The sequence below is a fragment of the Microbispora cellulosiformans genome (assembly GCF_008728085.1).
In the GTDB taxonomy this organism is placed as follows: Bacteria; Actinomycetota; Actinomycetes; order Streptosporangiales; family Streptosporangiaceae; genus Microbispora; species Microbispora amethystogenes.
Map to the genome: position 1 here is coordinate 351,836 of NZ_VYTZ01000002.1, position 12,814 is coordinate 364,649.

At 72.9% G+C, this 12,814-nt stretch carries 12 protein-coding genes; 8 read left to right on the top strand and 4 right to left on the bottom strand.

What is annotated here, in order from left to right; genetic code table 11:
* Window positions 1–80 precede the first annotated feature (80 nt).
* The 3 genes from glgX to F5972_RS05700 are packed head-to-tail and all read left to right on the top strand — an operon-like array spanning window position 81 to window position 3,438.
* Window positions 81–2,228, top strand: a complete 2,148-nt coding sequence (glgX, locus tag F5972_RS05690; protein WP_150931781.1) for a glycogen debranching protein GlgX — start codon at window positions 81–83, stop codon at window positions 2,226–2,228.
* Window positions 2,225–3,130 carry an AzlC family ABC transporter permease gene (locus F5972_RS05695; RefSeq protein WP_225311195.1) on the top strand — a complete coding sequence of 302 codons (906 nt, stop codon included), beginning with the start codon at window positions 2,225–2,227 and terminating at the stop codon, window positions 3,128–3,130. Before glgX ends, F5972_RS05695 begins: the two co-directional genes overlap by 4 nt.
* A complete protein-coding gene (locus F5972_RS05700; protein WP_150931783.1) occupies window positions 3,130–3,438 on the top strand; it encodes an AzlD domain-containing protein in 309 nt (102 codons plus the stop codon). The genes F5972_RS05695 and F5972_RS05700 overlap by 1 nt, the downstream gene beginning before the upstream one ends.
* 138 nt (window positions 3,439–3,576) lie before the next feature.
* On the opposite strand, the gene F5972_RS05705 is transcribed toward F5972_RS05700, so the two are convergent.
* A complete protein-coding gene (locus tag F5972_RS05705; RefSeq protein ID WP_225311196.1) occupies window positions 3,577–4,725 on the bottom strand; it encodes an ATP-dependent DNA ligase in 1,149 nt (382 codons plus the stop codon).
* On the bottom strand, window positions 4,706–5,452 hold the full coding sequence (locus F5972_RS05710; RefSeq protein WP_307819975.1) for a pyrimidine reductase family protein: 747 nt from the start codon (window positions 5,450–5,452) through the stop codon (window positions 4,706–4,708). Before F5972_RS05710 ends, F5972_RS05705 begins: the two co-directional genes overlap by 20 nt.
* Window positions 5,453–5,607: 155 nt before the next feature.
* Here F5972_RS05710 and F5972_RS05715 point away from each other — a divergent pair, with 155 nt between their 5' ends.
* Together F5972_RS05715 and F5972_RS05720 are read left to right on the top strand one after the other, a co-directional pair.
* Complete coding sequence (locus tag F5972_RS05715; RefSeq protein WP_150931785.1) at window positions 5,608–6,474, top strand: class II glutamine amidotransferase; 867 nt, start codon at window positions 5,608–5,610, stop codon at window positions 6,472–6,474.
* A gap of 96 nt (window positions 6,475–6,570) precedes the next feature.
* Window positions 6,571–7,974 (top strand): glutamate decarboxylase, encoded by a 1,404-nt coding sequence (locus F5972_RS05720; protein WP_150931787.1) that lies wholly within the window; start codon window positions 6,571–6,573, stop codon window positions 7,972–7,974.
* A gap of 16 nt (window positions 7,975–7,990) precedes the next feature.
* Here F5972_RS05720 and ligD read toward each other — a convergent pair whose 3' ends face one another.
* Complete coding sequence (ligD, locus tag F5972_RS05725) at window positions 7,991–9,013, bottom strand: non-homologous end-joining DNA ligase (protein ID WP_150931789.1); 1,023 nt, start codon at window positions 9,011–9,013, stop codon at window positions 7,991–7,993.
* Between the two features lie 95 nt (window positions 9,014–9,108).
* Here ligD and msrB point away from each other — a divergent pair, with 95 nt between their 5' ends.
* The gene (msrB, locus tag F5972_RS05730) at window positions 9,109–9,510 is read left to right on the top strand and encodes a peptide-methionine (R)-S-oxide reductase MsrB (protein ID WP_150931791.1); all 402 of its coding nucleotides are present in this window, start codon (window positions 9,109–9,111) and stop codon (window positions 9,508–9,510) included.
* Window positions 9,511–9,536: 26 nt separating this feature from the next.
* Here msrB and F5972_RS05735 read toward each other — a convergent pair whose 3' ends face one another.
* Window positions 9,537–10,130, bottom strand: a complete 594-nt coding sequence (locus F5972_RS05735) for a hypothetical protein (protein WP_150931793.1) — start codon at window positions 10,128–10,130, stop codon at window positions 9,537–9,539.
* A gap of 140 nt (window positions 10,131–10,270) precedes the next feature.
* Between F5972_RS05735 and F5972_RS05740 the strand changes: the two genes are divergently transcribed.
* On the top strand, window positions 10,271–12,160 hold the full coding sequence (locus tag F5972_RS05740) for a sensor histidine kinase (protein ID WP_150931796.1): 1,890 nt from the start codon (window positions 10,271–10,273) through the stop codon (window positions 12,158–12,160).
* Window positions 12,145–12,798, top strand: coding sequence for a response regulator (locus tag F5972_RS05745; protein ID WP_225311197.1), 654 nt, complete (start codon window positions 12,145–12,147; stop codon window positions 12,796–12,798). The genes F5972_RS05740 and F5972_RS05745 overlap by 16 nt, the downstream gene beginning before the upstream one ends.
* Window positions 12,799–12,814 lie beyond the last annotated feature (16 nt).

Genomic DNA, 12,814 nt, shown 5'->3' on the forward strand with positions numbered 1-12,814 from the left:
GGGCCTCCGCGTGCGCGGACCGGGAGCAGGGGTACCGCCCCAGGTGCACGAATCGTCCCGGCAGTGGAGAATGAGGTTACATGCGCGAGGTTTGGCCTGGAGAGCCGTACCCGCTCGGCGCCACCTGGGACGGCGTGGGCACCAATTTCTCGGTGTTCTCGGAGGTGGCCGAGCGGGTCGAGTTGTGCCTGTTCGACGACGACGGCGCGGAGACCCGCGTCGACCTGCCCGAGGTCGACGGCTTCGTCTGGCACGGCTACCTGCCGGGGATCATGCCCGGCCAGCGGTACGGCCTCCGCGTGCACGGCCCCTACCGGCCCGACCACGGTCACCGGTGCAACCCGGCCAAGCTGCTGCTCGATCCGTACGCGAAGGCGATCGAGGGCTCGGTGCGGTGGAACGAGTCGCTGTTCTCCTACCGCTTCGCCGACCCCGCACAGCTGAACGTCGAGGACTCCGGGCCGCACATGCCGAAGAACGTGGTGGTCAACCCGTTCTTCGAGTGGGGCAACGACCGGCCGCCCCGCACGCCGTACCACGAGACGGTGATCTACGAGGCGCACGTGCGCGGGCTCACCATGCGCCACCCCGCCGTGCCGGAGGAGCAGCGGGGCACCTACGCCGGTCTCGCGCACCCCGCCGTGATCGACCATCTGCGCTCGCTCGGCGTGACGGCGGTCGAACTCATGCCCGTCCACCAGTTCGTGCCCGAGCACTTCCTGGTCGCCCGGGGGCTGACCAACTACTGGGGCTACAACACGATCGCCTACCTCGCGCCGCACAACGCGTACTCCTCCGCGGGGCAGCGCGGCCAGCAGGTCCAGGAGTTCAAGGCGATGGTCCGGGCCCTGCACGACGCGGGGATCGAGGTGATCCTCGACGTGGTCTACAACCACACGGCCGAGGGCGACCACATGGGCCCCACGCTCGGGTTCCGGGGCATCGACAACAACGCCTACTACCGGCTGCGCGAGGAGGACCGCCGCTACTACATCGACTACACCGGATGCGGCAACTCGCTGAACGTCCGCTCGCCGCACGCGCTCCAGCTGATCATGGATTCGCTCCGCTACTGGGTGCTCGACATGCACGTGGACGGCTTCCGCTTCGACCTCGCCGCCGCACTGGCCCGCGAACTGCACGACGTCGACCGGCTCAGCGCGTTCTTCGACCTCATCCAGCAGGACCCGGTGATCTCCCAGGTCAAGCTGATCGCCGAGCCGTGGGACGTCGGTCCCGGCGGCTACCAGGTCGGCAACTTCCCGCCCCTGTGGACCGAGTGGAACGGCAAGTACCGCGACTCCGTGCGGGACTTCTGGCGGGGCGACTCCCGGACGCTGCCCGAGTTCGCCTCGCGCCTCGCCGGGTCGAGCGACCTGTACGCGACCAGCGGCCGCCGCCCGGTGGCCTCGATCAACTTCGTCACCGCCCACGACGGGTTCACGCTCAACGACCTCGTGTCGTACGACCACAAGCACAACGAGGCCAACGGCGAGGGCAACCGCGACGGCACGGACGACAACCGGTCGTGGAACTGCGGCGCCGAGGGGCCGGTCGACGACCCGGCGATCAACCGGCTGCGGCGGCGCCAGCGGCGCAACCTCCTCACCACCCTGTTCGTGTCCCAGGGCGTGCCGATGCTGCTGGCGGGCGACGAGTTCGGCCGCACCCAGCAGGGCAACAACAACGCCTACTGCCAGGACAACGAGACGTCCTGGATCGACTGGTCCCAGATCGGCAGGGAACCCGGCCTGCTGGAGTTCGTCCGCCGCCTGGGCGCGTTACGGCGGGCCCACCCCGTCTTCCGGCGCCGCAGGTTCTTCCTGGGCCACTCAGTGGGAGACGACAGCAGGGACATCGTCTGGCTCACGCCGTCGGGCACCGAGATGGCCGACGCCGACTGGCAGACCGGCTACGCCAAGTCGCTCGGCGTCTACGTCAACGGCGACGCGATCAGCGAGCCCGGCTCGCGGGGCGAGCGGATCACGGACGCGACGTTCCTGCTGCTGATCAACGCGCACCACGAGAACCTGACCTTCGCCCTCCCCGGCCCGGAGCTGGGCGCGGCCTGGCGTCCCGTGCTCGACACCGCCGACGAGGACCCGCCGGACGACGCGGAGGCGGCGGAGCCGCTGGCCGCCGGGTCCAAGATCAGCGTCACCGGCCGGTCCATGCGCGTCCTCGTGTGCGCCGGCGGTCCGAGCCGCCCGCTACCCTCGCTCGGGTGACCCCGGCACGACCCACCCCACCACCACCCATCCCGCCACCCACCCCACCGCACGCCGGCCTGCCGCCGAAGCCCCGGGCGGCGGTCGTGCGGGACGCCCTCGGAGTCGGCGCGGCGGTCGGCCTCTCCGGGTTCGCGTTCGGCGTGACGTCGGCGGGGGCCGGGATGACGCTCGCCCAGACCTGCGTGCTGTCACTGCTGGTCTTCACCGGGGCGTCCCAGTTCGCGCTGGTGGGCGCGCTCGGCGCGGGTGGGGCCCCGCTCGCCGCCGCGGCGGGGGCGCTGCTGCTGGGCGTCCGCAACGCCTTCTACGGCCTGCGTCTGTCGCAGATGCTCGGCCTTCCCGCGGCGGTCCGCCCGCTGGCCGCCCATTGGGTGATCGACGAGACCTCCGCCGTGGCCCTGGCACAGCCCGACCGGCGTCTCGCCCGGCTCGGCTTCACCGTCACGGGCGTGACGTTGTACGCCGGGTGGAACATCACGACCCTCCTCGGCGCGCTGGGCGCCGAGGCCCTGGGCGACCCGGCGGCCTGGGGACTCGACGTGGCCGGTCCGGCCGTCTTCCTCGCCCTGCTCCTGCCCATGATCCGGGACCGCTCCTCCGCCGCTCCTTCGGCGCGGGACGGGGCCACCCCGGCTCCGGGCCGGGGTGAGGCGGGCACGGCGACGGCCCGGCCGATCCGGGCCGGGGCCCTCCGGCATGAGGTGGCGGTGGCGGTGCTGGCCGTCCTGCTGGCCCTGGCCTGCGTGCCGTTCCTGCCCGCGGGCGTCCCGGTGCTGGTGGCCGTGCTCGCCGCGCCCGCCGTCCTGGGCGTCGCCGCGCTCCGGTCCCGCTCCGCCGCACGGCGCGAGCGGACCGCGGCGGAGCGGACGCATCGGGCGGCGCGGGAGGAGGAGGCGTGATGGGGGCCTGGATCGCGATCGCGGTCACCGTCGCCGGCTGCTACGCGGTCAAGCTCCTCGGGCTGTCGGTCCCGGCGGCGGTGCTGGAACGGCCGCTCGTGCGCAGGCTCGCCGCGCTCGTGCCGATCGCGGCGCTGGCCGCGCTGATCGCCCTGCAGACCTTCGCCGACGGCCGCACGCTCGTCGTCGACGCCCGGGCGGCCGGCCTCGCCGCGGCGGCCGTCGCGCTGCTGCTGCGCGCGCCCTTCCTGGTGACCGTCGCGGCGGCCGTCGTCGTCACCGCCGCCGTACGCGCCCTGACCGGCTGAGCCCCGCTCAGCCCTGCCGAGCCCCGCTGACCCTGCCGAACCCCGCTCAAGCTCGCTGGCCTGCCGAACCCCGCTGCGCCCTTGCGGCCTTCGCCGGCCGCCGCCCGACCGCGGCCGACTTCCGGACGCCGGAGCGGCTCAGCGGGCGAGGATCTCGTCGAGGTCGTAGCTCACCGGGCGTTCGAGCTGGTCGTAGGTGCAGGACTCGGGCGTGCGGTCGGTGCGCCAGCGCCGGAACTGGGCGGTGTGCCGGAACCGGTCGCCCTCCATGTGGTCGTAGGCGACCTCGATCACCCGCTCGGGCCGCAGCGGGATGAACGACAGGTCCTTCTTGGCGTTCCACCGCGAGACGGCGCCCGGCAGGCGCTGGCCCTGCGCGCCACCCTGTCCACTGCCCTGCCCGCCGCTCTGCCCGCCGCCCTGCGCCACCTCGGCCCAGTGTCCCCAGGGGTGCTCGCTCAGGTCGTCCAGCCGGTACGGCGCGAGCTCCCCGACCAGCTCCTCGCGCCTCTTCATCGGGAAGGAGGCGGCCACCCCCACGTGGTGCAGGCGGCCGTCGGCGGAGTACAGCCCGAGCAGCAGCGACCCGACGACCGGCCCCGACTTGTGCTCGCGGTAGCCCGCGACGACGCAGTCGGCCGTCCGCTCGTGCTTGACCTTGAACATCACCCGCTTGTCCGGCGCGTACGGCTGGTCTCCCGGCTTGACCACGATGCCGTCGAGCCCGGCGCCCTCGAACGCGTCGAACCACTCGGCGGCCCGGCCCTCGTCCCGGGTGACCGGGGTGAGCCGCACCGACCGGCCCGCCCCCGCCAGCGCCTCCTCCAGCCGGGCCCGCCGCTCCGAGAACGGCGCCTCCATCAGGTCCTCCCCGCCGAGGGCGAGCAGGTCGAAGGCGACGAAGGAGGCGGGCGTGCTCTCGGCCAGCAGCCGCACCCGGGACTGGGCCGGGTGGATGCGCTGCTGGAGTGCGTCGAAGTCGAGCGACTGGCCCCTGATGAGCACGATCTCGCCGTCCACCACGCACCGGGGCGGCAGCTCCTTCCTGACGGCCTCGACCAGCTCCGGGAAGTAGCGCGTGAAGGGCCGCTCGTTCCTGCTGCCCAGGAAGACCTCGTCGCCGTCGCGGAAGACGACGCAGCGGAAGCCGTCCCACTTGGGCTCGTAGTAGAGCGTGCCGTCCTGCTCGGGCAGCTTCTTGACGGCCTTGGCGAGCATCGGCGCGACCGGTGGCACCACCGGCAGGTCCAGGTCGGGGATCTGCGGCTCAACCGGCGGCTTCATCATGCGCCTCCCTGAGGTATCGGCAGAAGAGGAAGCCGTCCTCCTCCAGCACCTGGGCGAGGGTCAGCGGCGTGCGCGAGGCGACGCCGTCCAGTATGCGCGCGGCGTCGCCCCCGGCGAGCAGCGGGCTCACCGTCAGCGCCAGCTCGTCGACGAGCCCGGCGGCGGCGAGCTGCGCGTTGATCCGCGGCCCGCCCTCGCAGAGGATCCGGCCGAGCCCGAGGCCGCGCAGCTCGTCCACCGCGGTCGCGAGATCGACCCGGTCGTCTCCGGCGACGATCAGGACGGCCTTGTCCGCGGCCTCCTCCCGGCGTTCCTTGGGCGCCGACTCCGTCGTGATCACGATGGTCCGGGCGTACGGCTCGGCCTCGGTGAACAGCGGGCCACCGAGATCGAGGTCGAGCAGGCGGGTGACGACGGCGATCGGCGGCACGGGCGGACGGCCCTCGCGCGGCGCCCGCCACGACTCGCGCGGGCGGGCGGGCCGGTAGCCCTCCGTGCGGACGGTTGCGGCGCCGGCGAGCACCACGTCGGCCAGGCCGCGCAGCAGCCCGAAGATCCGTTTGTCGGCCCGGCCGGACAGGCCCTCCGAGTGGCCCTCGACCCAGGCCGCGCCGTCGGCGCTCGCCACCATGTTGAGACGCAGCCAGTGGTCACGCGGGTAGGCGTAGGCCGCGGCGATGTCGGGATCGTCCTCGGCGTGGGGATGGATGCGGCGCACGGTTCCCACACTCGCACACCGCACCGACAACACCGCACCGGCCCGGCCGCGCCACGCGTACGGACCGGCAGCGCGGGAACGGCACATCGGGGGGAGGCGTCGTCGCCGGCGCCGGGCAGGCCCGGCACGCCGGACGAGCCGATGCGACGGGAGGGACAGGGGACATGTGCCGCTGGCTGGCCTACTCCGGCTCGCCGATCACTATGGACAAGCTGCTCTACGAGCCGGAGAACTCACTGATCGACCAGAGTCTCCATTCCAGGTACGGCCAGGAGACGGTGAACGGCGACGGGTTCGGCGTCGGCTACTACAGCGCCGATCACCACGGGGACGGCCACCACGGGGAGGGCGGCGCGGCGCCCGCGGTGTTCAAGGACACCAAGCCCGCGTGGGGCGACCGCAACCTGCGCGAACTCGCCAGCCATGTCCGGTCGCCGCTGTTCATGGCGCACGTGCGGGCGTCCTCGGGAACGGCGATACAGCAGACGAACTGCCATCCGTTCAGGTACGGCCCGTGGCTGTGGATGCACAACGGCGCGATCTCCGAGTTCGGCCGCGTGAAACGGGATCTCGTCATGGCCGTCGCCCCGGATCTGTTCGCGTCCATCGAGGGGTCCACGGACTCGGAGGTCATGTTCTTCCTGGCGCTCACGCTGGGGCTGCGGGAGGACCCGCCGGGGGCGGTGGCGCGGATGGCCGGTCTCGTGGAGCGGACGGCGCGCGGGCACGGCGTGGAGCACCCGCTCCAGATGTCGCTGGCCACGTCGGACGGCGAGCACGTGTGGTCCTTCCGCTACTCCAGCGACCATCGTTCGCGATCGCTGTTCCACAGCGCGAACACGCAGACTCTCCGGCATCTGCATCCGGAGGTGTTCGAGTCCGTGGAGCTCTCGGACGACGCGCGGGTCGTCGTGTCCGAGCCCCTGCGCGATCTGCCGGGTCTCTGGCTGGAGGTTCCGGAGTCGACGTACACGATCGTCAAACCGGACTTCTTCGAGATGCACCCCTTCAACCCGGTGGCACCGGAGTGACGGAGACGCATGTACCGCGGCTTTGACCACCGTCTGCCCGGTCTGTAGCCGCCGGCTGCGAGACTCGTTCGGGGGGCCGGCGGAGAGGAGCGGACGGTGGCTTCACGGGACGGCGGACAGTCCGCGCGACGGCCGGTATGGGTCAATCCATTGTTCGGAGCGGCCGACCCCGCCTCCGGGATCACGACGGTTCCTCCCCGGCACCGGCTGCCGGACGGGCCCGCGGCGCCCGCCACGGTGTCCCGGCTCATCCGCGACGAGCTGATGCTGGACGGCAACCCGCGGCTGAACCTGGCGACGTTCGTGACCACCTGGATGGAGCCGGAGGCGCACGCGCTCATGGCCGGCATCTCCGACCGGAACCTCGTCGACAGGGACGAGTATCCCGCGACCGCGGAGCTCGAGCGGCGCTGCGTTCCGATGCTCGGCCACCTGTGGAACGCCCCCGACCCCGACGCCTCGGTCGGCACCTCCACCGTCGGGTCCAGCGAGGCCTGCATGCTCGGCGGGATGGCGCTCAAGCGCCGCTGGGCGCGGCGCGACACCGGCCGCCGCGCCGCCGGGGCGCGGCCCAACCTGGTCATGGGCGTCAACGTCCAGGTGTGCTGGAAGAAGTTCTGCAACTACTGGGAAGTGGAGCCCCGCCTGGTCCCCATGCGGGGCGACCGGTTCCACCTGGGCGCGGAGGAGGCCGCCGAGCGGTGCGACGAGAACACCATCGGCGTCGTCGCCGTCCTCGGCTCCACGATGGACGGAAGCTACGAGCCGGTCGCCGGCGTCTGCGCGGCGCTCGACGCGCTGGAGGAACGCACGGGATGGTCCGTGCCCGTGCACGTGGACGCCGCGTCGGGCGGGATGATCGCCCCCTTCCTCGATCCGGACCTGGTGTGGGACTTCCGCCTCCCGCGGGTCGCCTCCATCAACGTCTCGGGCCACAAGTACGGGATGGTCTACCCGGGACTCGGGTGGATCCTGTGGCGGGACCGGGACGCGCTCCCCGGCGACCTGGTGGAGCACGTGGACTATCTCGGCGGAGACGTGGCGACGTTCACCCTCAACTTCTCCCGGTCCGGATCGCAGGTCGTCGCGCAGTACTACAACTTCCTCCGGCTCGGTCACGCGGGCTTCAGCGAGGTGCAGGGGGCGCTGCGGCGGGTGGCGACGCATCTCGCCGGGCAGATCGAGGATCTCGGCTGTTTCCGGCTCCTCACCCGGGGCGACCAGCTGCCGGTGTTCGCCTTCACCACCGGCGACGACGTCACCCGGTTCAACGTCTACGACGTCTCCCGGCGGTTGCGGGAGTGGGGCTGGCTGGTGCCGGCCTACGCCTTCCCGCCCGACCGGGAGGATCTGCACGTGCTGAGGGTGGTGTGCCGCAACGGGTTCTCGCTCGATCTGGCCGACCGGCTGGTGGACGACCTTCGCGGCCTGCTGCCCTGGCTGCGGAGGCAGTCCGCGCCCATATTCGGCCCGGACGACGCGACGAGCTTCCACCACTGATCCGCCGGCGGCGGGCTCAGTCACCGGCCGTGTCACCTACGGCGTCGCCGGACGGCCTGGCCTTGGACGGCTGCACCCGCTTGGGCTCGCCGGGCATCTTCGGATAGTTCGGCGGGTAGGGCAGGTCGCCCCGCTCGTCGGCGTCGTACCACTCCAGGAGCGTGCCGATGCCGAAGGCGCGGTCGTCGATCTCCCGCTGCACGTCACCCAGCTCGGCGAAGCGGTCCGGCATCGTCCTCAGGTCGAAGGCGCCCGGGTCGCAGTCCTCCAGCTCTGACCAGGTCACCGGGGCGGAGACCCGGCCGTCGGGCCGGGCGCGCACCGAGTAGGCGGACGCCACCGTCCGGTCGCGGGCGTTCTGGTTGTAGTCGATGAAGACCTTCTCCCCCCGCTCCTCCTTCCACCAGGCGGTCGTCGCGAGATCCGTGCGCCGCTCCACCTCCCGGGCGAAGGCGATGGCGGCGTGCCGCACCTCCGTGAAGGTCCAGCGCGGCTCGATGCGCACGTTGACGTGGACGCCGCGGCTGCCGGAGGTCTTCGGGAACCCCCGCATGCCGAGTTCGCCGAGGATCTCCTTCACCGTGAAGGCGACCGTACGGGCCTGCTCGAACGACGTGCCGGGCTGCGGGTCGATGTCGATGCGCAACTCGTCGGGGTGGTCGAGGTCGGCGCGGCGGGCGTGCCACGGGTGGAAGTCGATCGTGCCGAGGTTGGCGCACCAGGCGATGGCCGCCACCTCGGTCGGGCAGAAGGCGTCGGCCGCGCGCCCGCTGGGGAAGCGCACGGTGACGGTCTCGATCCAGTCGGGGTGCTTGGGCATCCGCTTCTGGTAGATCGCCTCGGAGCCGACGCCGTCCGGGTGCCGCTTGAGGTAGGTCGGCCGCTCACGCATGGCGCGCAGCGCGCCCTCCCCCACGCTGACGTAGTACGTCACCAGGTCGCGCTTGGTCGCGCCGATCGCCGGGAAGTAGACCTTGTCCGGGTTGGTGACCTTGACGACCCGGTCACCCACCTCGATCTCGATGTACGGCGAAGCCATGTAGGCGACCCTACCCCCGGGGAAGATCCTGGACGGCCTGATGGTTCCTCACTTCGTAATCCCCGCGAGGGGCCACCGGACACAGGGTGGTGAGCATGGAAAAGGTCGTCAAGAGCGACGCCGAGTGGCGCGCGCAGCTTTCCCCGGAGGAGTTCCGCGTCCTCCGGCAGGCGGGGACCGAGCGCCCCTACACCGGCGAGTACGTCGACACCAAGACCGTCGGCGTCTACTCCTGCCGCGCCTGCGGGGCGGAGCTGTTCCGGTCGGAGACGAAGTTCGAGTCGCACTGCGGCTGGCCGTCGTTCTTCGAGCCGTCGGAGTCGGAGGCCGTGACGCTGCACGAGGACGACTCCCTCGGGATGCGCCGGGTCGAGGTGCGCTGCGCGCGGTGCGACTCGCACCTCGGGCACGTGTTCCACGGCGAGGGCTATCCCACCCCGACCGACGACCGGTACTGCATCAACTCCGTCAGCCTGACCCTGCGCCCGGCCGAATAAGGCCGGCTCGGCTCAGTTCGGCAGCCTCAGTTCGGTTTGGGGTAGGTGACCCGGCAGTCGTCGTCGTCCGGCCCGAGGACGTTGGCGAGGACGGGATTGCCGTTCTCGCCGAACCTGGACTGGACGAACACCACGGGGTTGACCTCCCCCCGCTCGGCCAGGTACTCCAGGCCGCGCTTGCACAGGGTGATCGCGGCCTTGGAGTTGTCGGCGTTCTCCGGGAGGCTCGTGTAGATGCGCAGGTAGCGGCCGGTGGTGCGGATGTCCTTGACCTTCTTGGCCGTCTTGTCGTTCCACCGGCTGCGGAAATAGGCGTCCGCCTTCTTGTCGGTGTACTTGGACGGTCCCGACGCCTTCTTCGCCGGCGCCTTCTTCTTGCGCGCGCCGTCGGTCTTCTTCCCCGTGTCGACGCTGGCGACGGTGAGCTCACCGGCTGGGGAGGCGTGTGGCGCGGGCGCGGCGGCCGTGTTCGCCGGAGCCGCGTCCGGGTGCGACAGCGGCCCGGCGATCGCGAACGCCCCGACGGCGAAGGCGGCCGCCCCGAGCGACAGTTCGACGACGTGTGAACGGGTCCGCCCCTTACGACGGCGCCCCCTGGAACGTGCCAGCCCGCTTGACACTCTGCCTCACCTAGACGTAGATCCCTCGTCACAGTATGGCAAAGTCCAGACGCCGCCAAGTCCCTTTCGGGCGTTTCGCACGTGGTCCGACAGAATGTCCCTTCCAGAGTCCCGTCCTCCACCGTCACCAGGGAGGGTGCGTGCCGGCCGCCCTGTCCTCCAGCCTGTCCTCCGCCCTCTCCTCCGCGCTGTCCTGGCTCGTGTTCGGGCTGTCCTGCGCCCTGGTCGCGGCCGGAGGGGCGCTGGGCGGCGCCGATCCCGTGGACGCCGCGGTCGCGCTCGGCTTCACCCCGCTCGGCGCCTATCTGACGGCCCGCCGCAGGGGCGGCGCCGTCGGACCCTGCTGCCTGGTGACCGCGCTCGGCGCCGTCGCCTACTTCGCCGACTCCTACGCGCTCCGGCCCGGCCTGCCCGGCGGCCGCTGGGCCGCCTGGGTGGGCGCGTGGGCCTGGGCCCCCGCCCTGCTGACCGTGGGCGGCGTCCTGCTGCTGCTCGTGCCGGACGGCCATCTGCCCGGGCGGGCCTGGCGGCCGGTGGCAGCGACGGGAGTCGCCGCCACGGCGGCGTTCACGGTCGTGGCCGCGCTGGTGCCCGAGGGCCCGGACCGGCCGTTCCCGGTCGAGGCCCTGGCACCGGTGCGGGAAGCGCTGCCCGCCGTCATCGTGCTCCTGGCCGCGGTCTCGCTCGCCTGCGCGGCCGGGCTCGTCGTCCGTACCGCCAGGGCGCAGGGCGAGCGGCGCACCCAGCTGCTGTGGATCTGCCTCGGCGCCGGCGCGTTCGTGGCCGGGGTCTTCCTGCCGGCCGTCACCCGGCTGCCCGCCGCCGGAGTGCCGTTCATCCTGGCCCTGCCGGCCTGCGTCGGCGTGGCGATGCTCCGCCACGACCTGTACGGGACCGGGCCGTGGCTGCGCCGCGTGCTCACCCTGGGGCTGCTGACCGGGGCCCTGGCCCTGCTGTACTTCACGGTGTCCGGGCTCACCGGCGCGCACGTCGCCGCCGCGGCGGCCGTGGCGGTCGCGGTCGAGCCGCTGCACCGCTGGCTGCGCCGGGCGTCCGGCCGCATCCTGTACGGCGGCCGGGCCGACCCCGAGACCGTCCACGCCCGGCTGGGCGCCCGCCTGGCCGCGACCTCGGAGCCCGCGGAGATCCTCGCCGCGGTCGCCGACGCGGCAGCCGAGGCGACCCGTGCCGCCTACGTACGGGCCGAGCTGGGCGCGCCGGGCGAGCCGCTGAAGGTCGCCGAGCGGGGCACGCCCGCCCCGCTCGGCGTGTCGGTGCCGCTGCGCTTCCAGGACGAGGTTCTCGGCGTCCTCGGCCTGTCGGGAGGCGACGTGCGGGTGCTCACCCCGCTCGCGTCGCACGCCGGGGCGGCGCTCGCCGCCGCCCACCGGGCCGCGGCGCTGCAGCGCTCGCGGACGCTGCTGGTCACGGCCCGGGAGGAGGAGCGGCGGCGGTTCAGCAGGGACCTGCACGACGGGCTGGGCGCCTTCCTCGCGGGCATCGGCTTCACGGTGGACGCCGCGGGCAACGCGCTGACGGCCGACCCGGAGCGGGTGCGCGGCCTGCTGACCCAGATCAGGACGCAGGTGGCCGAGGCGGGCTCGGGCGTGCGCCGGCTGGTGCGGGGGCTGAGGCCACCCGAACTGGCGCAGCTCGGGCTGGCCGGCGCCGTCGAGCACACCGCCGCGACGCTGGGCGCCGGCGGGGTGGAGATCGACGTCACGGCCGCGGACGTGAGCGGACTGCCGGCCGCCGTGGAGGTCACGGCCTATCTGGTCGCCCGTGAGGCGCTGACGAACGCGGTGCGGCACGGCGAGCCCCGCCGCTGCGCCGTACGGCTCGGGCGAACCGAGGACGGCACGGGGTTCGAGCTGGGCGTGCGCGACGACGGGCGGGGGCTCCCGCCCGAGGCCGTCCCGGGAGTCGGGCTGACCTCGATGCGGGAGCGAGTGGAGGAGCTGGACGGAAAGCTGACGATCGACGCCGCCCCCGGCGGCGGAACGGTGGTGACCGCGTGGATTCCCCTGTGATCAGGCTGCTCGTCGTCGACGACCACCCGGTGGTCCGCGACGGCCTCGGGGCGCTGATGTCGACCGTGGAGGGCATCGAGGTCGTGGCGGTGGCCGAGGACGGCCTGCGGGCGCTCGTGGCCGCCCGCGAGCACACCCCCGACGTCGTGCTGATGGACATCTCGATGCCGAACATGGACGGGATCGAGGCGACCCGGCGGCTGTCCGCCGGATCCCGCCCGCCGAACGTGGTGATGCTCACGATGTCGGACGACGACCTGTCGCTGCTGGCGGCGGTCCGCGCGGGGGCCAGGGGCTACCTGCTCAAGAACGCCGGCCAGGACGACGTGGTCGCCGCGGTGCGCGCGGCGGCCCGGGGACAGGCCGTTTTCGGGACCGGCGCGGCCGAGTCCCTGGTCAAGCTGCTGCACGCGCCGCCCCGCGTGTCCCCGCGGCCGTTCCCCGCGCTCACCGGCCGGGAGTACGAGATCCTGGAACTCGTCGCGTCGGGCCTGGGCAACCAGGCGATCGCGGCGCGCCTGGGCGTCAGCCCGAAGACCGTGGCCAACGCCGTCTCCGGCGTCCTCGTCAAGCTCGGCGTGCGCGACCGCGCCGAGGCGGTCGCCGCCGCCCGCGCGGCGGGACTCGCCACGGGCTGAGCCGGCGTCCCGGAAG